Genomic DNA, 22,181 nt, shown 5'->3' with positions numbered 1-22,181 from the left:
TGTCCGGTAGCGCAAGAGGAAAAGGTGATAGCAGTCGATAAAGAGACGAGGTATGAACACGGCAAGAAATTCACCCCACTGCTGCAGGAACTGGGCGCGGCAGGTACCAACCTGACGCAGGCGCACGTCGTCATCCCAAACCTGCTGCCACTCATCTAAAGGAAGATCGTCATGGCAAGAAAGGTATTTTTCAGCTTTCAGTACGAGGACGTGCATCGCGCGATGAACGTGCGTAACAGCAACGTCATCGCCTCGGATCAAAAGGTGGGTTTCATCGACAAGGCTGACTTCGAGGAGGTCGAACGTAAGGGTGAGGCCGCTATCAAGAAATGGATTGATGATCAGCTTCACGGCACGAGCGTTACTGTTGTTCTCGTCGGGGCAACCACGAACGAGAGCAAGTATGTGAAGTACGAGATCGATCAGAGCATCGCGCGTGGCAATGGCATCCTGACCATCGACATCAGCCAAATTTCCGATCTCAACGGGAAGACGACGACGTGCTGCAGCCTGCGTGTTCCTGGTATAACTCATTACCTTTGGTACAAAGATAACGGGCGTGAAAATCTAGGCACGTGGGTCGAAACTGCTGCGAAGGCGGCAGGCAAGGCGTAACACCGGCGAGGCGCCGAATGGCGCCTCTGTTTTCAGAATAGGGATTCTCTGATGTACCTAGGTTTCGAAGTCGAACAGTACCAACCGGTCAGCTATTTCCTTGATTTCTATGCGCACTTGTATCTTCGCGACGCTGAGAAGCGGATCGATGATCTCGCAGGTTTCATCGTGGGAACCTACAATAGCTCTAGCGTTCTGGACGCTGAGGCGCTGGCTTCTACCATCTTCCCTGAAGCGCACTACGACGTTTTTCTCTCCCACTCGCACGCCGATCAGCGTAACGCTGTCGATCTAGCGCTGGCGCTTGAAAAGCACGGGCTGAAAGTCTTCGTAGACTCGACTGTCTGGGGCTTCTACGGTCAATTGGTGCGAAAAATCATCTCCCAGACACGTCCGTTGGATGAAGAAACAACGGAAGAACACGTCAGTCGCGTCCATGCGGATGTTCATATGATGCTGGCGGGAGCCCTTCACCGCACCATTGCACAAGCCGAAATGTTCGTGTTCGTCCGATCGGAAAAATCTGTTCCCTTGAGTTTCGGTGGCAAGGCCAGAACCTTGTCTCCTTGGTTGTTCTCGGAGCTGCAATTCAGCTTTCAGGTTCAGCATGCCACTCCGAAACGAATTCGAGATAGGCTACAGGGCGCTACGTTGGACAACGTCAAAGGGTTCAACAACATGAGCCTTGAGAGCATGCAGCACCTTATGGCCTTCAGGGCGTTTAACGAGCACTTGCCTCCCGTTCCGGGCGATCGTCTGCACGGTTGGATCACTAGCCTGCCTACGAAAGTACAAGGTGAAGCTGCACTGGACTCGCTCTATAGCCAGTTCAACTTAGCGAGTGAATACCGGCGGCGACGTGAGTCTCTAGGTATTTTCGCTTCCTCATGATCAGCCCCGTATGGATGGCTCATAGTGATCCATTGCCGGATAATCGACCCCAGGCATAATCAGCACCGCCACCATGGTGCTGACCTCGCCGTTGGGGAGGTGAGCCAGGTGCTGCGCGGATCCGCAGCTCCGCTTGCAAGCGAGGTTGCCCAGCGCACACTTGATTACCTCTTCGAAACAGTTTGTGACCCACCCCAGATGGCCAAGATGTAATTAGCTGTTTATTAATCCCTGTGAGCGCGAGAGCTATGAAATCCTTTCTCGATCGAAATCCAAAAGAAAAGGCCGTAGAGGAGTCATTTGCAGCCCTGGCGCGCAATAGCTATGAGAGCGAGCGTCCGGATCCAGCAGACAACGTCTTCTCGGCCGCCGAGCGATTAAGGCGCCAGCAGAATCAAACCGAATCATCACCCTCTCTGCCCGACTCACCTTGAGGTCGCTCGGGACGTGTGGCCACGTTAGCCTGCTGACTGCGGTAAGTCTCCAGTGCCTTATTAGCCTCAGACAATTCCTCGCCAAGTATCACAGCATTGGCTCGAAGCTCGGTGACCTCGGTTGACAGCATTTCGTTGCTACGTCTCACGGCCGTGAACTGCTCCTGGAGCATTTCCTTCGCACCCTCAGCCCTGGCTGTAGCCATATTCGCCAGCCCCAGATCCCCTTCCAGCTGCTTGATCGCATCTTGGCTTTGCAGCGCCAGCTTGCTTTGCTGGCGCGCCTCGCCAAGAAGACGCTCATTGTTACGATTAAGCCGAGTGAGCTCGTCTTGGCGAACCATCAGGGTCTGCTGGAGTTGCAGGGTCTCATGCTGCAATTGCTGTAGCTGGGTTTCATGACGGCGCTGATCCTGTTCGCGCTGCTCCTTGATCGCAGAGCGGTAATGCTCCATCGCATCACGGGCATGTGCGTGCTTTTCCTCCAGTGACCGTATCTGCTCATGCTTCTCTTGTATCCGCAGCTCCAGATCGGCGCAGCTTTGACTGATACGAGCGTTTCGTGTGATTTCCGCTTGGAGTGAAGACTGGGACGTTTTTAATTCTTCAGCCTGGGCCGCCAATGCCACGTCTCGGCTAGCTACGACCTGCCTGGTTTTCTTGAGCTCAGCTTCCAACTCGCTAACACGCTGATCTCTGGCGGCGATGCTCTGCTCATGAATCTGCCTCTCCTGCGCCAGGGCCACATTGCCCTCCTCCAGCACGCGTTTTAGGAGCTGGCTGACCATTGCAGATAGCTCGTCACTCAGACGGTCTGGATGAGACTGGGGACGCACATCTGTGGACTCCAGCTCCTGCATATACCGCGAAATAGTGGTTTTCGACCCTGTATTGCCAAGTTCGACGCGCACTGCGTCGATGCTCGGATTTACCCCGCGGGCAAGCAGCGCAGCGCGCGCCTTCTGCACTAGAGCCTTGTTAATGCCGCCGCGGGCCATGGTCTCTCCTACGATTTCGTAATGTGTTACATAACACGTTTATACATGACATCTTAGCTCGTTTTATGACCACCAGCAACCTAGAATCCAAGAGTAAATAATGGAGAGTTATGTACTCTTAGTCACCGAAATACCTCAAAATGGCTTCTGAACGAGGTACAAATGGCAGGTTGAGCAGATGGACAAGGCACAGCGGTATCTGACAGCGGGCACGCGTGACAACACGCGCAAAAGCTACAGAGCAGCCGTGGAGCACTACGAATCGACGTGGGGCGGTTTTCTACCGGCGACATCCGAGGGGATCGTTCGTTATCTGGCGGAGTATGCGGAGACGCTCGCGCTCAGCACGTTGCGGCAGCGGCTTGCTGCTCTGGCTCAATGGCACATCACACAGGGCTTCCCCGATCCAACTAAGTCGCCTCAGGTTCGGCAGATGCTCAAAGGTATTCGCGTCGTTCATCCTGCACAGCAGAAGCAAGCAACTCCCCTGCAACTGCGACATCTGCACAAAGCGGTCGACTGGTTGGATAAGCAAGCCGGCCTGGCAATTGAGGCAGGTGATTACCGCAGCCTGATGAGGTTTCGTCGCGATACCGCATTACTGCTTATTGGTTTTTGGCGGGGCTTTCGTAGCGATGAGCTGGCACGGCTGCGAGTCGAGACGACCCAGGCAGAAGCCGGCGTCGGGATCACCTTCTACCTGCCCTATTCCAAGACCGATCGTGAACATCATGGCAGCACCTTCCATACGCCGGCGCTGAAGCAGCTCTGCCCAGTTGAGGCCTATATCAACTGGATCACCGTTGCAGGCATTGCGGATGGGCCTGTGTTCCGCAAGCTTGATCGCTGGGGAAACCTTTCTGATATAGGCTTCAGGGCCAGTAGCATGAACCCTCTACTGCGACGAATTCTGGAAGCTGCGGGCATCCCCGCCTCGACCTACAGCAGCCACTCGATGCGCAGGGGTTTTGCAACCTGGGCATCGGCGAACGGCTGGGACATCAAAGGCCTAATGAGCTATGTAGGATGGCGAGATATGAAATCCGCGTTGAGGTATGTGGACGCTAGTAACTCGTTCGGCAGCTTGGCAGCACAACCCCAAATGATCGATACCCTTGAAAAAACGTAAGCGGTTACCGTCATCTCTATCATGAGGCGGGCAAGATGCCATTTGGGTGAAAAAGCCCATGGTAGACTACCAAACGGTAGTAAGAACCTTCACGATAAAGCTCCCGTGCAAAGATGCAGGAGCCACTTCACAGCAAGGAGACAATTCATCGCCCACGGCGTTTGATTTTTTTAGGCCTGGTAGCTCAGATGAGCTTCGCGAGTCGCAAAATTGAGGCAGCTTCGCATTATGGACAACCCTTCTTCCAAGCATCACTTTATCCCCGAGTTTTACCAGAAAGGCTTTTACTCTGACGATGGAAAATTATTCACTTACAAGAAAGACTATCACACGATAAAGTCGCGTACGCCGGCTCAAATTCTATACGAGCTAGACCTGCACACAATAGCCTTAGGCAAGGAAAAGACATTAGCTATTGAAAATTTCTACTCTCAATTGGAAGGGAAATTTACAGAGTACCGCGACTTAATTAAAGAGCACTCTCAAGATGTCGGCCTGATATCGGAGCTTATATCAGATCCAAACTTCATGAAAATAGCTAAATACATGATTGCTACCCAATTTTGGAGAACGCCCTGCAAGAGAGACCTTGCAGTAGAATTCACACCAAGACTGATGGATCTATACGACCAGGCCACCAATGAAATGAAGGCTGTTTTAAGATATGATCGGACGCTCATAAAATACCTAACAAAGCGAGCGCACAAAGATCACGCTGTAAAATTCATACAGTTTATTTTGTTGCCACTAATTACGTTCGACCTTTCCGAAAAGTCAGACACAATTTATCTATTTCGAGCTCCGACAAATCAAGCATTTGTTTCATCAGACAGGCCCGTATCCTTCGATAGCCACGAAAAACTGTTCAGCTTTAAATCATTCTGCTTCCCCTTCAGCAAGGAGCTTTTACTATTTGGCTCCGAAAATGACAAGGCATTTAAGCTGAGAATGGAAAAAATAAATAAATTGATCGCAAAAAGAGCTGACAAAATTGTAATCGCAGCATCTAAAAATCAGCTAGAAGAGATCAGGGCCGCTATAACCCAAACTACAAATAAACCAGGTCAAATGACCTAAGTACTTTACTCTGCGAAAATGTTGTGAATGCCGCATGCAATCTGCATGAGGCATTCATAGGAGCTTTTACGTATTTAGATTCGCGAGCGAGATGATTCGACTTGCTCGCGCCAACACTGGCGCACCAATCATGCGACCATCCATCCTGAACGCGCCCGGTTGAGAGTGGAAATCTGAGTACGGCGCAGAGACCGCAGAGACCGTTGAGTCCTGGGTGCCCTGATTTCTATCACTGCGAGCTTCTCTGGCTGCAGCTCGGAGGGCAGCATGGTCTGCCCCCCCCCTTCGAACTGGTGCTACGCCCAGCGTCAACCTCGGCCCTCAGCGCCCTGCTTGGCTCTATCCAAAATCTGCTTCCTTAACAGACCTGCTGCCTTGCTCTGCAAGGCCACCCATTTCACCTGCGCGAATGGCTCAGTAACGAACCGCCTTAGCGATGCGACCACCACATTCCAGGGACTTCTCTTCACTTAATTTTCACGGTGCGCGAGTGAACCTAAAGTCATCCCTACGTGTGATAGACCTTGCCCGCCTAAAAGTGGGCTTTCTTTTGCCCTCAAACTCTTGCTGGCCGAGGTGTTCACGGACTGCACTGCCCAGGTCAGTTGACCGAGGTTTCATGTAAGCGAGTAGTGACTGGAATTGGCGTGCCGGCACCTTGAAAGCGCCGGCACCCAGTTCACAGGATTGCGCGGGACATAGCTCCTGCATTCAGCGGGGAAACGTCCAAGCCGCTCCTGCCCAATCGAGGTTTTCAGGTATCAGGAACTGATTGCTTAGCTCGGCCAGCCGTTTGTTGGCTACCTCATCGGCTGCATTAAAAAGAGCTTTCGATAAGGGTGCTGATGTCGTTTGTGCACTAAAACGCGCGGGCGTCATCAGCCAATTACTGGCCTCTGGAGAGTTGACCTTGATTCCCCCCTGCCCGGCCAAAATAGTCACAAACTCCTGGCGCACACGATTCCCCTGCGGGCCTTGCCAGCGAAGCATCGCTCCTAGCACTGCGCCTTCTTCCCTCCCTAGATTGGGTGAGCAAACAGATCCTGCTAGGCCGTCAAAGTCATACAAACATGCTTTGGCAAGCAGGTATTGCATCAATTGCGAGGTCAAATCCAACATCTGGATTTCTGGGCGACGAGCAGCGAGCTCCCTGTCAACGGTGACATCCATACGCGACGAAGTTTTTCTGCTGCGTCCCAGCTCTTGCATGACCAGGTCAGGCAAGCGAATTCGCAAGAGCCGCGGCTCGTTGCTAGGAACAGAAATTTCAACACCGAGCTGGCCGAACATGCCTGTGACGAAGCTTTGGAGATGATCGATGGTAATTGCCACTTGATCCCCCAATTCATTGATGTCATTTGTCGCGGCGTGGGCGAAGATTTCCCTCTGCTTCTCAGCAGCCCGCTTGGCTTCCTCCAGGGCAGCGTCAATGCGTTCGCTGGTACGCTCGATACCTAGCTTCGTTGCTTGCTGAAGGATGTCATCCACATCGATTAGATCCACCAATTCGCCGAGTATTTCGTCCTTCAGACCTTCGTTGAATTCATGATGCTGAACCTCGGCCAAGTCATCAACAACGCTATCGATCCGCTGGTACATCAGGTCAACGATCTCCTGATCAAGGCTATCGGACTGCTGGATGTTGAACACAACGACCTTCATCTTCTGCCCGTAGCGATACAACCTACCAATCCGCTGGACAAGGCGCATGGGGTTCCAGGGCAGGTCATAGTTCACCATCATGTGGCACTGTCTCTGTAGGTTGATACCCTCACCACCCGCCTCGGTGGAAATAAGGAACCGACCCTGCGTCTCAAATTGAGCGATCGCTTCTCGACGCTCCACGTGCTGCATGGAGCCATTGATGAGCGCGACTTTGTCCTCACCAAACCGGGCCGCCAGTGCATCCCTGAGATAGCGCTGTGTGGTTCGGTACTCGGTGAAGATCAATACCTTCTCTTCAAGATTCTTCGCATTGATTGCCCCGATGACCTTGTCGAGAAACTCCGTGAGTTTCAAATCATTCGCCATGAGCAGCGCAGCGTCATCGATGAGCTGCTTGAGGAGCTGAATCTCCCCTGCGAAGAACTCTTCTGCCTCACCACTGACCTGCTCTTCCCACTCACCCACATAGCGCTGATCAGCCGGTGCACTGGATATTCTGTCTTCACCAAAGTTGTCCAGCAGTCGCTGAAGTCGATTCCGAAGAGCCTGGTGGATCGCAGCTGCACTAGACACGGCGAGTTTGCGGTACACCGTCATCACAAAGCCAATAGCGTTCCCAGTCTGACCTAAAGCCTCGCCTGCGGCATACCCTTTGCGCAGGTAGTGCTGCAGGGTATGGTCGAAGTCAATCGATTCCTGGCTGCTGGATACCTGCAGCGCAGAGGTAATTTTTCCTTCAAAAATGAAGCGTCCCTCAGCATCGGTAACGTCTGCCTTGTGATTGCGGTAAACCATGTCACGCAGAATTTCGGGCTTGAGCCTGAGCATTTGAAGCTCTTCTCGCCTTTCCGGACGCAGCAACTCAAGCAACGCTACGAACTTGTCCTGCATACCCTGGTGAGGAGTCGCACTGAGAAGCAGCATGTGCTCTGTGCGACTCCGAAGCGCTTTGGCGAGATCGTAGCGCTCAGAACTTTCGTACTTCAGGCCGTACTGGCGACGACTGAGACGGTGACCTTCATCGAAGATGACCAAATCCCAAGGCTCTGCTTGCAGCAGACTTTCGAGGTGATCAGGCTGCTTGAGGCGATCCAACGACCCAATTACGCAGTCGTGCATCTTCCACTGGCGCGGCTCATTGACGAAGAAATCCTCATGATAGATTTCAAAGTCTTCGAGCTTGAATTTGTAGTACAGCTCATCTTGCCATTGCTTGGTTAACCCCGCGGGCGTGATCAGGAGAATGCGCTTCACACGCTTTCGCTGGATCAGCGCGTGGAGCAACATGCCCGTTTCAATCGTTTTGCCCAGACCAACATCATCGGCGATCAACCAGCTCAGATTGTTCGACGCGAGGATGTGATGCACCAAGTTGATTTGATGCGGCAGCGGGTCAATTTCCAGGTGAGACAGGGATCCCGTATTCTCATTCCATACTTTGATGGCGTGAGCGAGCAACCGCAGTCGCACACGCTCAGCGTCCGGCTCGCCCCCCATCTGAGCGGTCACAAACCGATGCCTGACGCCCTTAACCTGACGTAGGTATTGGTACGGCAACCAGTGTCGCTCTCCCTTTTCAGGGAAATCCACGAGCGCCTGCTCGCTCCCAGCCAAGTCTCTGAGCTGCATGATCGCGCCTAGGCCTAGCGAGCGAACACCTGTCCCGGGCATCGCGTCCAGAACGTCTTGGCCATTCACAAATCCCGATTTCAGGGCATCAGAATCAACGATGCTCGCACTACCCGCTCGAATCCAGTGAACTTGAGTCTTTCCAGTCTCAGGGATTGCCATCTTGACGACACCAATCTCCTCTTGGCCACCGGGGCTTAAGCGCTTAACCCAACAACCCGGTACGTGAGTAAGTTTAAGCGGCTTCATGCGGTACTCCCTGTGAGTCCAATTTACGAGTGGTCGGGCAGGACAAGCCTGTATCGTCTGTTTGCGTAGCGCAGCTGACCATTGCTGTCTTGGTCATCCGCGATTGTCTTCCCCGGCCAGCTCCGAGGTAGGAGTGTCTACCTGGGCATCGGAGCGAACCTCGCCGCCATTCAGTTCAGCTGGCTGATCGTTTTGCTGTTTAGTCGACGCGACGTCCTCACCTTCTTCCGTACCAACGGGGAGATCGCTGAAATAGCAGCTCGGTTCTTGCGGGTCTTTGATCTGCGGTACGCCATATGCCTGAAGCTCCCGAAGAATTGCTGTCTCAAGATCATTCGGAATACCAAGGTCGCTGTACTCTTCTCCAGGGCGCTGATAGGGCGAGTCAAAATCGCCCATCTGACGTGCGGGAAGGGCACCGTCGATATCACCAAACCGGTACCACAGGTACCTCGCGAAGGCTTTGAATACACGCCTCAGCGTGGCGTTTTCGTACCAGTACTCAAAAAGCTGCTCCAAGAGCACATCGATCTCCTCCACCTGTGGTATCGACTCAAATGAACGGACAATCATCAGCGCCGTGCGCCAAGACAACGCGTGGTAGGACAGGCGCGTGCTGCCAGTACTGTCGAATGCGATCCAATACAAGTCATTGTCAGCCCAGATGACCTTGATGTGCGCGGCGAGCACGAGCTCCTCGGGTGTCAGCCCTTCATCGATCGCTCGTTCCAATGCCACCCGGGTCGCGCCCCAGCCGCTCATGACGTAAATCTGTTGAATCAGGGGAAGCGTTCCATGCGGCCAATCGTACCTGTACACGAGTTCAACGGCCTTTTGCTTCGCACGCTCCTCACGCGTTATCCGATCCTCTGAATCGCCCCCAGCAGTCTCGACCTGATACTTGTCATTGTCGAACACGGTGTCTGGATCGAATGCATAAAAAGCGAACTCGTCATCAGCGTCCTTCAGGTAATCACTATCCCTTTCGGATTTGTCTTCACGCGCTTTCGTGGTGCCGTACAGTTCTAGGTCGGCCAATTCCGCTGCGAGGTTTGGGTCGAAGTCGGCATCCTCCGAGTACGGCATGCCCCCCATTCCTATGGAGTCATCCTCCCCATCAATCTGGTCGAGGCAGAACGCATCAAGGTCGCGGGAATCAGGCAGCGCACCAAACACAGCTTCGTCGGCCAAGAACCGACTCAATGGTTCTGCGGAGATGTCTACCTCGACCTCCTGGGCTGGTTCCACAGGGAGCTCTATATCTGTTTTTTGGGTGCTGTCGACTGGTGAAGTCGACCACGGGGAAGGATCCGGCATGCCGAGTGTGTGAGCTTGTTCACTGCAATCATTACCGGGCGTATTAACCGTCGAGTCCACCCGGACGCCCGCGTTGTCGGTTTGTGTACTGCCATCGCTTTTAGGCGAGTTAACCCTCGCTGGGTTTAAGCTGAGCCGGCGCTTGGGTTCCTTCGTACCATTCGCTCGATGCGGCTGTTCTCCGCTGCTGACGCCATCCATAACACGAACATTCGGTCTAGCGATCGGCTCCACCCGGACACTCGCGTTGGCACTCTGAAGATGCACGAGCTCAAAGGTCTCGTCTTCCAGAGGTGCGAATTGGCGCGCATTGTCCTGTATGAAATCCAAATCGGCTGCGCTTGGGTTGTGATCGTCTGGCCTCACGGTGCGATCAAGGACGAACGCACCTTGCTGACGCCGAATTGCATCAGCTGACTGTATGGCCCTAGCCCCTTCTACGGGACGATGCTGGAGTGTGTAGACCCGTCCCAGCAAGGTCAAATAATCCGGGTCTTGGCCCTCTTCCAGCGCAGTCAGGAGCAGGTGCTCCGCGGACTGCAGGTCAGCAGCGGCGACAAGGGTTGTGAGTTCTCTCAAAACCGAGCCCTTGTTCTTGCCTGGTCTCGTTGATGGCACCTTGTTTACTTGTCGCTCATTGCGCAGCTTCCGGAGGCGCTCCTGAAGCCGATTGAATGCGCCCTGTCGTGCAGAGATTTTTGTGATCACCGACTTGAAGGCCGTATCGTCAGACAATCGAAGGCGTGCCGCGAGCCCCGCTATCTCTTTGTCTCTGACAAGCCCATCGAACAGCGACTGGATTGCGGCCTCATGAGAGCCTTGCTCAGAAGCTATGTAGTTCCGGAGGTCGTCTACCAGTTGATCGCGATCCATTGCTCAATTACCACTCCATCGCAGCACAAAACTGTGACGCACGACTCACTTTAGCCGATCCTGGCGGATCAAGTTAAGCGAATATTGCACTCGGACACTCTATGGATCCGGCTAGCCCTCAGGCCATGCTTCACGGCTAATCTATTAATGTAGACTCGGCCGCCCTTTCGGAAAACGCTTCCTCAAGCTCGTATTGGTAATAGAGTGAGTCAAGATAAAAGCCTCCCCGATAACGCGTACGCAAGAAATGCGTCCTTAACTCGTCACCTGTGATCGTGGGGAGATGATCGGAGTCTGCGTCGAACCCGAAGACAGCAGATCTTGCAAGATGAAATATATCCTGCATGCAACCTTCTCTAACACTAAACTTACTGGGCTTCAGCAATCGTTTTCTAGAAGGCTTTCTCGTGCGCACCCGCGCGCTGAAAGACAGTTCCGAATAGATCCAAGGAGACAGTGTTAGCATTCTGCCATTCTCCTGCCCTTGCTGCCTTATCGGAACAGATTGCTTCGTATTCAAAAACACGAAACATTCGGTGTCATCGATCATTCTATTAAGCTCAGTCGTCAGCAGCATATGCACAGCTGCTGACGCCAAGTCACACTTTCTGTGCGAGAAATATTTCTGATCGCCAACGACTTCGGAGTCAGAGTATTTCTCATTCACAACGTCTAAAATATCGTCCACAGATCCCCACACGCATGAGTCAATGAAGACCTTCACGTCTCGCTTTTCCATCACGATAGCGAACTTTATCGCGTTGTCTTCATCCCTATGGGAGTGAGAGAGAAAAATGTGAGCCTGCATCGACGGAAATAGTATGTCCGCGAGTCCCTTGGCATCGAGAACATCATGGCCTTGTAGTCGAGTCACTACGAACTCTGCCAGATCCTGGATATTGAGGTTGCGTGCGCGCGCTTTGTATTCATCTACCTCCTTCTGCGACACGCGTTCCAGTGGCTTGTAGTCTTCGAGCTCAAATCCGAGGTACATGATATTCCTTGACCATATATACATCCAAATTTTAGCTATTTCAGATGACAAGCGGGCGTAGATGCCCGATCCTGCCATATTCCATAGGCTTATTGATTACACGCTTTGGCCCAGTCGCGATTTTCGGAGGTCAACCCTCTCCCCGCTTCGATTAAACTGGCAAATAACGATTGAAGAGTGTGGCAAAATCTATGTCATCTAGCTCCGGCCCATCAAAGTAGCCCTTGTCGCGAGCGAGATTAAGCGCTGCACCGCCTGGCGCGGCAACTGGGAGAACGAAAGCCTCAGGATTGAACCGCTTGAAGATCTCGTATTCGACCTCAACACCATCCATACCACCAATGAATACAGCCCCAATCAAATCCTCACGGGAGAGCATCTCCTCCCGCATCAATTGCAAGCTAGCTTGAATATCGCCGGGCACAGGATCGGTATAAACTACGTTATCAAACCGCTGGTTCTCATCCGGATAGCGGCCTTCAAAAAAGCGGCTTTGATACAGAACAACCGACTCTGTGTATTCAACCCCTAGGTCTTCGCAGATGCTCCAAATCATTGGGGTAATGGCAGGATGGCCACCCCATACAATCTTGTGCCGGCGAACGGTAGCGATGGCCATCTCGCGAACGGCGCACTGGATCAGAAACGGGTCAGCGGTCTCGTAGTACTGTCCTCGTCCGACTACAGGGATACTTGCTGAGAGGAAAATCGCTCCCATTTCTATACACTCCAGTCTGCAAATTGCCAGCCCGATTCACTAGCCTTAACCCAGCGCGTCGCCCGAATGTGCTGGCCCAGCCAGTCCAGATGAGTCATCCACTGGGGATGTAGGCCTACATGGTCATAGAGTATGGCCACGGATTCGTCAGGTGAGTTCAAGGAAGCTTCGTGCATAGTCGTGGAGGTCGGCACTCCGACCGTTGGATAAACCACCACCATTCGGTCATCAGGTAGGCGTACCCGAATCCCGCGGCCGGCGCCCATGCCAATCACCTCTCCCCCAATGGTCTCAATACCGTTCCGCAGATTGCTGACTAGGTTAACGGTTCGAACCGCATGACTTTTGCTGCGAACCTCTTCAAGCTGAAGACAGATCCGGTCAATCGCGTGATCACTAATCCGTCCTGAGGCAACATCTAACTCGCTCGCGTCAAGCTCAGCCAAGCTTGCGGTGCCCAGTCGAGTAGAGCGCTGGGCTTCAGGCCACCCTACACGAAGAACACTGATACCTTTGGCAAGCGCCCTGCCGAATTCGGCAGCCGTCCATCGACTGTTGAAGTAGTCCGGCGTGTCGAGCATTAAGAGCACGTCAGAGTCGCAAAGCCGATGCCACAGTATGGTCTGGAAATCTTCAGCTGGAGCGATGCTGTGGGTATCTAGGAAAACATCGAAATGCCTGGCAGACAACGCGTCGAACATCTGCAGGGCAGCCTGCCGAGCCTCGTCGCGTCGATAGCTGACAAAGACTCGACGTTGCTTCGGAAGCAGACCTGCGCACTCCAAAAGCGCGGCTGCTACCCGCTTCGCCCCACCATTGCGGTACGCCAAGCAATTCAATGGGCGTAGAATTTTCGGGACCTCCGTCGCGACTCGACCAAAGTCAGACGCGACGGGGACAACAGGCACGCCGCCACGCAGCAGGCTTGGCAGGCTGGGATGGTCAGCGTCCGCACCACCGAAAAATACGACGGCGGCCGATCGTTGCTGATGAGGAGTGAAAGCAGCAGGAGCTACTTCCCAGCCAACTTCATGGCCCAACCTCAAGCCAAACATTGAAACCGCATCGGCTACTGTGGCTTCAAGCTCAGAGACTTGCTCGGCCGATGGCGCTCCCAAAACAGCAAGCTGATAAATGAATGACATGACCGCCTCGCAATCTGGGTCGATTAAACGTCAGTAACCAAACGGGCGCCGGGAGACTATCTCCCAAGCGCCCATGCCGTCTTAGAACCGCTCCCACGGATCAACATGCTGGCCGTCAAAGAATCTGGAGCGCACCTCGGCGAAGTGCTCCATGGCCGCTTCGTTTCCGCGTTGCGCCATCTCCTGGATAGCCTCGGCGTCATCCATCTTGATTTCGTCAGGAGTCTGCTGGTTGACACGCACGTGACGTGTCGGGCCAAGGAAGCTCTGTGCAAGTACCAAAGCGCCATGTTCTTGGGCGGCAAAAAAGAGATCTACGCTGTGAGGTACCCAACCTGCCTTCCCTTTTCCGAGCTGGTCGGTGAAGTCGCTTTCGCTGCTGAGTGTGCCAATGCTCAACACATCGATCCTATCCAGAGGGATCTTCAAGTATCGAACCGCTTCCGCCAGCGCCGGGAGGATGGGGTTATTTGCCCAAACGCCACCATCGAGGAATGTCTCCAACGCGACAGGCCCATTGAAGGTAACTTCGTCAAAATAGGTAGGCGCAGCGGAGGACGCCAGTGCAGCGTCAACGGCTGAGATATCTCGGTAAGCGGTGCGATCTGGGCTATGCGGGGTGACGATTGCCTCTGCCTGACCTTGCTTGGCCCTGACCGTCGGAATCACCAAGCGGCAGCGGGAATCTGCAGCCAGCGTTTTGTCGCCGTACACTTCAGTCAGCAGACTGCGGAGCGTGGCTGAGTCATGCTTGGATTTGAGCCAGTGCCGCAGCTTGCGATCCTTCGGAAAAATCTGAGGGCCCTTTTTCTCGTAAAAATCAAGGATTTCACGCGGCTTCAAGCCCATGGCTAGCCCTATGGCCAGAATCGCGCCCGTGGATGTGCCAGCCACCAGGTCGAAGTGCGAAACGAGGTCGTTGTCACCGCCTGCTTTCAGCATATCGTCCCACTTGGCCAAGACTGCTGCGGTGAAGGTGCCTCTTAGCCCTCCTCCGTCGAGCGCCAAGATGCGAAAATTTCGGCCGCGAGAAACGTTACGGCGAGTAAGCGGTAAATTCATCAACTGGTCGACAATCAGCTTTACGATCTGGCCAGCTGACGTGCTCTTGGCAATGGTCTGGTTCACATCCTCAGCCAACCCATTTCGCAGGCGGGACAACAGCGAAGGATCGTCTTCAAGGTAGCCGGCGATCGCCCCGCCAAAGCCTGCGACGACAAACCCTGGCTTGCCGAGCTCAAGCATCGTATCTAGCTCATTGGGGACGCCCGCCTTTGCCTTGTTGACGTCCCACCAGGCACCACCCACGCATACGACGACGTCAGAACGATCGGCCATCCACTCACGCATCGGCGTCAGGCCGTCTACGCCTAGGCCATCGCTATTATCGGCAGGCACGATCTCTACAGAAGCAAATGCCCTCTGCTCTTCGATTTCAGCCGTGTACTGCTCGGTGGAGTAGCTCTTAGCCCTCACGAGGGTCAACGCGCCCTTGCTACCACCTGCCTGGATAAAGTTTTCTGCAGCTTTGCGCAGCGGCTCGGTAAATGAAGGGTGACTTCCATGGACAATAGAGCCTCCCTCACTGAAGACCTTCGCTGCAAATTTCTGTACGAACTCGGCGATGTCGGCTTGCAGTTCTTTGTTGGAGCCGGACAGGTGAATTCTTACGCCGGCCAGGCGCTGCGTGGCTGCCATGTGAAATTCCTAAATGACATGAGAATCGGCTGGTGCGACTAGTAAGCTTCAGGCCGAGCGATTAACGACCGGCTAGGCCAGCTGCGGTTTCTATCCAGCCAGCGATGTTTTCACGGCCGTTTTGAGCCGCAAAGTCATACCTCATGCAGTGTTTGGACAGCTTGATAACCGAATTGCTGGTAGGAGCGTCAAACCAAAGATCAGAGGCAGGAATGGCGGAGACGTAGTCCGAGTACTTCACCCACTTATCGTCCTTTCGCTCTGCGAAGTAAATCTTGTCGTTGGCGAGGTAGACACCCACTTCATCAAGTGGGTTTGTGCCTTTCACGCCAAGCTCCTGTGCTTTATTCCTCAAACCATGGATGTCAACCGTGACCAACCCATTGCCCTTCAAGACGCTGCGCACGATCTCGTAACGTACCCACCGCCTGCCAGCGGTGTACCGGCCGGCAAGCACACACGTCACAGATGTGTTCTTCAGGCCGTTGCGAAGGAAGGCTTTTAGCGCATCATCGCTTTCCTTTTTGGAAGCTTCGAACACACTGGCGTCAAAGAATCCATCCGCCTCACGATCCTTACCGATGGCCCAGCAGTTCCTCACATTCCAGACTCGCCACACGTCTTCCTGGTAGTGGAAGGAAAAAAACGTTTTTCGTGCCATTCCTTGCTCCCGTTCGCTGCCTCCCCCTGACCTCATCCTCTTCCTCACTGCGAGGATCGGAACGCGGGGCTGCTGCGGTCGGGGGGGGGGCACCAAGGCCATCAGCAACGGGGGATTAGAAAGGCGGGGAGATTACCACCAAGCGTCATGGATAACATCAATATGATGGCAAAAGCGTTCCCATGGGGGATATCAGCTACAAAGCAGGCGGTGGCTGGACGATCCAGCCCCTAACCCAGACAGGCGAGCGAGGCTTGCGTGGATCAGGCCTAGGCAAGGATGCCGTGGTCAAGACGCATGAGTAGCTCACGGATGTCGGCATACCCTGATGGAGTGCACAGCAGGCTGCAGGGGGTTCGATAGCCTAGTCCACGCACAGTCCTCTTCAACCAGTCTTCCGCGATCTTAGAATTTCCGAATACCTGCAGTGCAATCATCGCAACTTGGTCGTATCGGCTCCTAAAGCAGCGATGCTTACCACTCCATCCAGATGTTGACGAGTGAACACAGGGGGCGATGATTTCAAGCTGACTCATCCGGCATCCTCGATAGACCTTTAATCATCACGATTGAGATTTTACGATACCGCTCAGGTAACTTTGATCCCCCATCGCGGCGAACATAAGCCTATACCTGGCGGCTGGCGACAGGTACAGGCAGGTAGCTGCCGACTGCTAACGAACGACAATGCCGTGAGTGGCCAGGTCGTCTACCAGCGTCTTACGACGAAGCATTTTGGGGATTTTGAACAGGCTTCTATAGCTGTAGAAAAAGCAGACAGGGATGAACAAGAGCCCGACCCCGTACGTGGCGGTCGCGATGATCAGGCCCGCGGGGATCGCCGCAAGCCCAAACACAATACCCTTCAGAACGCTTGATCTAGCGACTAGCCGCATATGGTCTAGGTCATATTCGACCTTTCCGTTACCCTTTTCAAAAGCCACGAGAACAATTGATTTTTTATTCAAATGTTTGTAATACCAACTTCGTGGACTGTCAGTCACAATGGCGCCATGTCGCTTTAAGTAATCCAACATCGCAACTTCTTTGAAGTGAAAAGTTTTACCCTCACTATCTTCGCAACGTACCTGATCGTAGAGTGCGTCGATATCACTGCTCGCCTTGAGATTGTAGTTCTTGACCGTGAGGGTCAGCTTTTTGAGGTCGGACATACCTTTCCTTAAGTAGTGGATGCACTGAGGGGCCTGGTTAGTAGGCGTGTGTGCTCACCAGGCGGAGATAATTGGCACAGCCGTTAGGTGCTGCCTGTCATGGCTGGACTCTTCAGGCACCAGGATCAGGAGCCTCCGAGGGGTACCCAGCCGAGCTCTCACTCAACCACACGTGTGTTGGGGCGATGACGTGTCGCGCACCACCTACAGAGCGTTCCAACAGCTCAGATACAATCACATAATGGTCGCGGCCAGTTACGCTTTGCACTAAGGTGTAATCACCCTTCTGCCTCACAATACGAAGTTCCGGGGTCGCAACGGTCATGCCATCGCTAATAACGCCCGACAAATCGCAATAGACCCTTGCCGTTACGCGATCGCCCACGCGTGCCGCTTCCATGAGGTACGCGTCAACCGTGACTCCCCAATCGATGCCGGCTGCCTGCCCAACTAGCGGTGGAAGTTCGATCAATTCACAAGCACTCACGCTACTCACCATCCCTCAATTGATATCAATTAGTTTGTACGGATCAAATCCGCAGTCTTCACCTGGGTAACCACGCTGGTTTGACAGCAAACGGCATCCACCCAGGACAGTGTCGATGCAGAAATGGGTATGGCCGAACGCCCAAAAGTCGGCCCGCTCCACCAAGGAGTGCCATCTGTTGTAGTACGCTGCGCTGACATGCCCATCGTGCTCATCGCCCGCCACCTCAGCCAATGGGGCATGGTGAGTGACAACGAATGTTTTCCCCGCGAATGGCCGACTCAACTCCTGGCTCAGAAACTCCCGCGTGGCGTGGTTTTTGGCAATAAGGTCGGCCGGCCGCAGGCGCCGATAATTGGAGTCGGCCCTGATCGTTTTGAAGTCATTCATGGCCCGGCTGCACATCATGGATGCGGCGGCCGTGTCGCCAGTGGCCGAAAAATCCGTCCATGCAGTCCCCACCAGGAACTTCACGTTCCCCAAGGTCAAGGACTCGTTCTCCATCACATGGACGTGGGGGGCCGCCGCCGCTCGCATCTTCTCGATTGTTCGATCGATATGGCCTTTGTAGCACTCATGGTTCCCAGCGCAGTAAACGACTGGAGCTTTGAAGGTGTCATTTGCCCACAATACGCCTCTTGCTTGTAGATCAATGTCGCCAGCGAGCACCACCAAATCCGCCGGCACATCTGGTGGGATGAACCGGTCAAATTCGTTATGCAGATCTGAGTAGATGAGGACTTTCATGGGAATTGTGGTTTTGGCCTTGCTGCATGGGTGTGGCTTGCAGAGTCAACCCCGATTCACCGCATGTCCGAGCGGAAATTCGGTTTATGCGTATATTGGGAGCGCCTACTTGGATGGGCGCGCGCTGGCAAGCAGCGCACACCACGTCAACAAATGTGACTATAGGCATTTGCGTATGACAAAGCAAATTCAGCATATCGTTCCGTTTACACGGAAACGCCTATGTCGCTCCGAACCGCTTACGCCTCTGCCCTGAAATTCTTACGCACCCGACGAGAGGCTTCTCAGCAGGCGTTGGGCCAGGCTGCCGATCGCTCCTACATCAGCCGGCTGGAGGCGGGTACACGCTCGGTGACGCTCGACGTCAGTCATTCCCTTGCCGAGGCGCTGGAGGTAGATCCTCTTACTCTCCTGCTCCTGGCTTACGCTGCAGAGCGAGGTCAGACGCCGCAACAGGTGCTTGACCACCTTGCGGGCGATTTGGGAGCTAATGGTTTGCTTACCAGCGAGATTCCTTCCCAGCCCGTTGAGACCTCCCATCCAGTCACTGCTGCAGCAGAAGCACTGCGTGTCCGGATCAGGGAGCTCATGGATCAGGGGCTGAGTCAGGCTGAGGTAGCCAGGTGCTTGGGTGTTGCTCGTCAGACTGTCAGTAACCACTTGAAGAAAATGGATTGATCCAGGCTCTTATCGACACCTACGGTCTTCAAGACAAAAATCAGTAGGTAAGATGTGTTAATTCCTAGCCAAACGGCGAGCAAGCAACAACACCAGCAACTAAAAGACTTATTCTCGGATGGCTATCAGTGTAGGCGCCCGGCTTTCGTAGGGCTGCTCGGAGCCGGTTTCGGTGGGTGCCAGTACATATCTGGCTTCTTGTGAATGACATCCGTATGAGGTACAGAGCGCCTGATACGTTATCGAAGGCTTTGCAGTACACGCCCGATTGAGTCACTCCGGAAGTATATCCAACCAGGCCATGTGCACTAAAAGTCACTGTGCCCAGCTACTAACCTCCTCAGCGCCATATTCCAACTTCCAACTTTTCAATACAGAGTGGTTGGCACCACGCGTCTCAATTCGTTGCCCGGTATGAGGATTGGTATAAATTTTGAGCGGTCGAACTGATTTAGGTTTAGCCGACTCTTCGAAACATCTGCCGTCAGGGGCGGATTGAAGTTTCTCAGCCTGTGATGGATCAAGCAGCAGAATAATATCCTTAATTGAGAACTGATATTTTGCCGCTATAACTTCCAAGCACCTGAGAAACTCCAAAGATTTTGCAACCTCAGGATCTTGGAGGTCTTCAATTAACGGATTGAGCACTTCATAGTCGGGTGCAACATTCGCGCTGGCCGAGAGTACGCCTGTTACTTTCGCTATAGCTTGATTGGCTGCCATTATAGTTACCCGATTGTGTCCTTGCTGCAAAGTCTGCAATTAGGTTTTCACACAGTACTGGTGGCTTCTTGCTCAAATAGGGTTTCCTCGCTTGCTGCGACCACATGACGTCCATTGCCCTGATTGCCAGCCAGCATGGTTAGGAACTCCATACTGGCCTGGCCCGCATGATCACGAGCAAGCAACAGCTGCACTACGTCGTCTTTATGCAAGTCAAAGCTTTGCATCAAAGCAGTCAGCTCCGCATGGAATTGAAGATCTAGCTGGTAATCAGCTTGCCCCTGCACGGCTTTCAATGCCCTCAACGCCATTGTAAGACGGTGTTCGACTTGTCGATACTCGACCAGTGTGTGGCGTCGGTTCATAGGCCAACTCCTTACTTAGCTGATAGATACCCTGTGAAGAGTGTAGCCGAAGGCGGCCTTGGAGGTAACCCTGGCCGAGTTTGCAATGCGGGCTTGGTGAGGGCCTGCCAGAGTGATCACACTTACACACACTCTCGCGTACATGTGCCACAGCACTCTTTCGTATGTCATACTAATCATATACTTACGAGCACATGGTGAGTTCGCTTGGTTGATTTTGGCAGTTAGATTCCCTACCCGAAATCGTGGGAGCTGTCCTTGATGACGTGCCCTGCAGCCCTTGAGCCGACGCATGAAAATTTTTCAGGTTAAAAATTCCTGCGGTATCAGCCCTGGGATTTCGCTGCCTATGATGATAGGCATAGGCTATTACTGGGCTATGTCTAGATGGTAGAAACTACAATATATCGGAAAACTCGCCGCACCTTCGCTCTGGATTTGTTGACGACGCATCCGTAAAGTCCGGCTTAGCTAACGAAACAATCTATTTCTTCTTGTTTATGCCTGTCATTCAAACACTTAAATAAATCCATATTTCGTACTTAACATTGGTACGGGCTCGTATCAATAGCCTGTGCATCGCTAAAAATCGGCGGAGACTGAGGTGGGTCACCGTGCAGATGTTGAAGGTGGGTAGGACTCTGACGGCCCCCAGCCCCATCACTAGCCAGACTGGTCTGCGTAAGCGAGCTCAATACACCGCTAGGGAATTTCAGTGTACCAGGCGCCCCCCCCTACCCGTGCCATGTACATAGGGAGGGTTGGTAAAAACAGATTTGATCAGCCTGCTATGATTCCATACTCAATTTGTTTAATGGCTAAGTTTTGTTAGTCTTTAAAATTCCAGGCCAACCACCGGGGAAGCCCTAACCAAGCAATTTGAACACGGCCGTTGCCAGCTAAACTTTTACGAAGGGCTTTGAGCACAGGCCGCAAAGATTCGGACGATAGCCCACTGCGACTATATGCAGCCAGTTCGTGCCTATCAACAGGAAACAGCATTGAGTTACTGTATAGAGCCCTCCGTATAAATTTCGCCTCTTCTAAGGTGATTACGTCGTACGACACACCTAGAAGCCAATAACCAACAGCTAGTGCGCGCGGATTCGCAGTGTATATTGTGCTTAACGGACTTTTGGCAGAGGTACGTGCAACAAGATGCCCACCCCTACTATTGAATGCCAAGTTTATTGCCACCCCGCATCCGTCACTTCCTGAGCCTAAGTAATGCATCCATAGGACAAGTAGAAAATTGGCAGCCTCAGGGGACAGCTCTTCCACATCTCGCTTTAGCACCGATCCGACATACCAATTTTCAACACGCTTGAGCAACACGTTGAGCTTGCGGTCAACGGTGCCAATCAGCTCTTTTGTAAAATAGGTAAGGACATAGCTGGTTTTAAGTCGAGGCGCGGGGCTTTCGACATATTCACTGAACGCAGCCCACGGTTTTTTTGCGATGTCGTACTTCGCTGAATTCAATCGGCTCAGCAAAACAGGCCGCGGATGCGCATGGCAGAGTGCACGCCCTTTCAGTCGCCAAGCTCGACGCCAGGACGGCGCCCTTCCAGCAGCTATGTCGCCCTGCAGGCACACGTGGCAATAGGCATGGCTCGCGGCGTACGGCACATGGAGCTCCTGAGATATGTGGAAATAACTCTGGATGACGCTCTGAACCCCTGGAGGCATCTCTGCCATTAGGCGCTCATGCAAATAGAGCTGGTCAGGATCGTCAAATTCAGGGTTTGGAGCGGTGATCATGTCCAGAGCGGTGACAACCCAAGGAGGCAAGACAGATTCGCTCAAGGCAACCCTTACCAGCCATGAGGAAAGGGTCTCGTCGTACACGGGTTTGATGAGACCATGAAATTGGAAAGGCTCACCCCCCACATTGGTATCACGCTGGGCTCTCCGGC

The 22,181-nt window shown here is 53.4% G+C and carries 19 protein-coding genes; 5 read left to right on the top strand and 14 right to left on the bottom strand.

Translation table 11 applies throughout. The annotated features are described in order from the left end of the window. Positions 1-171: 171 nt before the first annotated feature. Together AB3G88_RS12895 and AB3G88_RS12890 are read left to right on the top strand one after the other, a co-directional pair. Positions 172-615 carry a TIR domain-containing protein gene (locus AB3G88_RS12895; RefSeq protein ID WP_367862172.1) on the top strand — a complete coding sequence of 148 codons (444 nt, stop codon included), beginning with the start codon at positions 172-174 and terminating at the stop codon, positions 613-615. A gap of 51 nt (positions 616-666) precedes the next feature. Further along, positions 667-1,506 (top strand): toll/interleukin-1 receptor domain-containing protein, encoded by an 840-nt coding sequence (locus AB3G88_RS12890; protein WP_480454251.1) that lies wholly within the window; start codon positions 667-669, stop codon positions 1,504-1,506. Positions 1,507-1,900: 394 nt separating this feature from the next. On the opposite strand, the gene AB3G88_RS12885 is transcribed toward AB3G88_RS12890, so the two are convergent. After that, positions 1,901-2,938, bottom strand: a complete 1,038-nt coding sequence (locus tag AB3G88_RS12885) for a DNA-binding protein (protein ID WP_480454249.1) — start codon at positions 2,936-2,938, stop codon at positions 1,901-1,903. Positions 2,939-3,116: 178 nt separating this feature from the next. On the opposite strand from AB3G88_RS12885, the gene AB3G88_RS12880 reads away from it, so the two are divergent. After that, positions 3,117-4,067 (top strand): site-specific integrase, encoded by a 951-nt coding sequence (locus AB3G88_RS12880; protein ID WP_480454247.1) that lies wholly within the window; start codon positions 3,117-3,119, stop codon positions 4,065-4,067. A gap of 228 nt (positions 4,068-4,295) precedes the next feature. Continuing rightward, positions 4,296-5,144: a DUF4238 domain-containing protein gene (locus AB3G88_RS12875; protein ID WP_480454246.1), complete on the top strand. Its 849-nt coding sequence runs from the start codon at positions 4,296-4,298 to the stop codon at positions 5,142-5,144. Between the two features lie 711 nt (positions 5,145-5,855). Here AB3G88_RS12875 and AB3G88_RS12870 read toward each other — a convergent pair. The 10 genes from AB3G88_RS12870 to AB3G88_RS12825 form a co-directional block, all read right to left on the bottom strand. Further along, complete coding sequence (locus AB3G88_RS12870; protein WP_480454245.1) at positions 5,856-8,687, bottom strand: DEAD/DEAH box helicase; 2,832 nt, start codon at positions 8,685-8,687, stop codon at positions 5,856-5,858. Between the two features lie 93 nt (positions 8,688-8,780). Next, the gene (locus AB3G88_RS12865; RefSeq protein WP_480454243.1) at positions 8,781-10,877 is read right to left on the bottom strand and encodes a hypothetical protein; all 2,097 of its coding nucleotides are present in this window, start codon (positions 10,875-10,877) and stop codon (positions 8,781-8,783) included. Between the two features lie 136 nt (positions 10,878-11,013). Next, positions 11,014-11,871, bottom strand: coding sequence for a hypothetical protein (locus AB3G88_RS12860; RefSeq protein WP_480454242.1), 858 nt, complete (start codon positions 11,869-11,871; stop codon positions 11,014-11,016). 151 nt (positions 11,872-12,022) lie between these two features. Beyond that, the gene (locus AB3G88_RS12855) at positions 12,023-12,589 is read right to left on the bottom strand and encodes a Thoeris type III anti-phage system protein ThcA (RefSeq protein ID WP_458285744.1); all 567 of its coding nucleotides are present in this window, start codon (positions 12,587-12,589) and stop codon (positions 12,023-12,025) included. A gap of 2 nt (positions 12,590-12,591) precedes the next feature. Next, positions 12,592-13,734 carry a Thoeris type III anti-phage system protein ThcB4 gene (locus tag AB3G88_RS12850; RefSeq protein WP_480454240.1) on the bottom strand — a complete coding sequence of 381 codons (1,143 nt, stop codon included), beginning with the start codon at positions 13,732-13,734 and terminating at the stop codon, positions 12,592-12,594. 81 nt (positions 13,735-13,815) lie between these two features. Then, positions 13,816-15,432 carry a CBASS cGAMP-activated phospholipase gene (locus tag AB3G88_RS12845; protein WP_458285742.1) on the bottom strand — a complete coding sequence of 539 codons (1,617 nt, stop codon included), beginning with the start codon at positions 15,430-15,432 and terminating at the stop codon, positions 13,816-13,818. Between the two features lie 61 nt (positions 15,433-15,493). Beyond that, on the bottom strand, positions 15,494-16,093 hold the full coding sequence (locus tag AB3G88_RS12840) for a TIR domain-containing protein (RefSeq protein WP_458285741.1): 600 nt from the start codon (positions 16,091-16,093) through the stop codon (positions 15,494-15,496). A 269-nt stretch (positions 16,094-16,362) separates the two neighbouring features. Next, the gene (locus AB3G88_RS12835; RefSeq protein ID WP_480454436.1) at positions 16,363-16,530 is read right to left on the bottom strand and encodes an antitoxin Xre/MbcA/ParS toxin-binding domain-containing protein; all 168 of its coding nucleotides are present in this window, start codon (positions 16,528-16,530) and stop codon (positions 16,363-16,365) included. A 237-nt stretch (positions 16,531-16,767) separates the two neighbouring features. Further along, entirely contained in the window at positions 16,768-17,265 is a 498-nt protein-coding gene (locus AB3G88_RS12830; protein WP_480454238.1) for a hypothetical protein, read from the bottom strand. A 502-nt stretch (positions 17,266-17,767) separates the two neighbouring features. Continuing rightward, complete coding sequence (locus AB3G88_RS12825) at positions 17,768-18,499, bottom strand: metallophosphoesterase (RefSeq protein ID WP_458285739.1); 732 nt, start codon at positions 18,497-18,499, stop codon at positions 17,768-17,770. A 222-nt stretch (positions 18,500-18,721) separates the two neighbouring features. Between AB3G88_RS12825 and AB3G88_RS12820 the strand changes: the two genes are divergently transcribed. Continuing rightward, positions 18,722-19,177: a helix-turn-helix domain-containing protein gene (locus AB3G88_RS12820; protein WP_480454237.1), complete on the top strand. Its 456-nt coding sequence runs from the start codon at positions 18,722-18,724 to the stop codon at positions 19,175-19,177. A gap of 315 nt (positions 19,178-19,492) precedes the next feature. Here AB3G88_RS12820 and AB3G88_RS12815 read toward each other — a convergent pair whose 3' ends face one another. From AB3G88_RS12815 to AB3G88_RS12805, 3 genes are all read right to left on the bottom strand, one after another. Then, a complete protein-coding gene (locus AB3G88_RS12815) occupies positions 19,493-19,900 on the bottom strand; it encodes a histone-like nucleoid-structuring protein, MvaT/MvaU family (protein ID WP_480454236.1) in 408 nt (135 codons plus the stop codon). Positions 19,901-19,947: 47 nt separating this feature from the next. After that, the gene (locus tag AB3G88_RS12810) at positions 19,948-20,265 is read right to left on the bottom strand and encodes a hypothetical protein (protein ID WP_458285736.1); all 318 of its coding nucleotides are present in this window, start codon (positions 20,263-20,265) and stop codon (positions 19,948-19,950) included. A gap of 828 nt (positions 20,266-21,093) precedes the next feature. Further along, positions 21,094-22,113 (bottom strand): TniQ family protein, encoded by a 1,020-nt coding sequence (locus AB3G88_RS12805; protein WP_458285735.1) that lies wholly within the window; start codon positions 22,111-22,113, stop codon positions 21,094-21,096. Positions 22,114-22,181 lie beyond the last annotated feature (68 nt).

The organism is Pseudomonas arvensis (genome assembly GCF_056688935.1).
The sequence above is the reverse complement of the archived record's forward strand: the minus strand, read 5'-3'. Positions and strand labels throughout refer to the sequence as shown.

Coding starts and splice junctions, on each gene's coding strand:
- AB3G88_RS12895 (WP_367862172.1), top strand. CDS start 172: ATGGCAAGAAAGGTATTTTTCAGCTTTCAGTACGAGGACGTGCATCGC.
- AB3G88_RS12890 (WP_480454251.1), top strand. CDS start 667: ATGTACCTAGGTTTCGAAGTCGAACAGTACCAACCGGTCAGCTATTTC.
- AB3G88_RS12885 (WP_480454249.1), bottom strand. CDS start 2,938: ATGGCCCGCGGCGGCATTAACAAGGCTCTAGTGCAGAAGGCGCGCGCT.
- AB3G88_RS12880 (WP_480454247.1), top strand. CDS start 3,117: ATGGACAAGGCACAGCGGTATCTGACAGCGGGCACGCGTGACAACACG.
- AB3G88_RS12875 (WP_480454246.1), top strand. CDS start 4,296: ATGGACAACCCTTCTTCCAAGCATCACTTTATCCCCGAGTTTTACCAG.
- AB3G88_RS12870 (WP_480454245.1), bottom strand. CDS start 8,687: ATGAAGCCGCTTAAACTTACTCACGTACCGGGTTGTTGGGTTAAGCGC.
- AB3G88_RS12865 (WP_480454243.1), bottom strand. CDS start 10,877: ATGGATCGCGATCAACTGGTAGACGACCTCCGGAACTACATAGCTTCT.
- AB3G88_RS12860 (WP_480454242.1), bottom strand. CDS start 11,871: ATGTACCTCGGATTTGAGCTCGAAGACTACAAGCCACTGGAACGCGTG.
- AB3G88_RS12855 (WP_458285744.1), bottom strand. CDS start 12,589: ATGGGAGCGATTTTCCTCTCAGCAAGTATCCCTGTAGTCGGACGAGGA.
- AB3G88_RS12850 (WP_480454240.1), bottom strand. CDS start 13,734: ATGTCATTCATTTATCAGCTTGCTGTTTTGGGAGCGCCATCGGCCGAG.
- AB3G88_RS12845 (WP_458285742.1), bottom strand. CDS start 15,432: ATGGCAGCCACGCAGCGCCTGGCCGGCGTAAGAATTCACCTGTCCGGC.
- AB3G88_RS12840 (WP_458285741.1), bottom strand. CDS start 16,093: ATGGCACGAAAAACGTTTTTTTCCTTCCACTACCAGGAAGACGTGTGG.
- AB3G88_RS12835 (WP_480454436.1), bottom strand. CDS start 16,530: ATGATTGCACTGCAGGTATTCGGAAATTCTAAGATCGCGGAAGACTGG.
- AB3G88_RS12830 (WP_480454238.1), bottom strand. CDS start 17,265: ATGTCCGACCTCAAAAAGCTGACCCTCACGGTCAAGAACTACAATCTC.
- AB3G88_RS12825 (WP_458285739.1), bottom strand. CDS start 18,499: ATGAAAGTCCTCATCTACTCAGATCTGCATAACGAATTTGACCGGTTC.
- AB3G88_RS12820 (WP_480454237.1), top strand. CDS start 18,722: ATGTCGCTCCGAACCGCTTACGCCTCTGCCCTGAAATTCTTACGCACC.
- AB3G88_RS12815 (WP_480454236.1), bottom strand. CDS start 19,900: ATGGCAGCCAATCAAGCTATAGCGAAAGTAACAGGCGTACTCTCGGCC.
- AB3G88_RS12810 (WP_458285736.1), bottom strand. CDS start 20,265: ATGAACCGACGCCACACACTGGTCGAGTATCGACAAGTCGAACACCGT.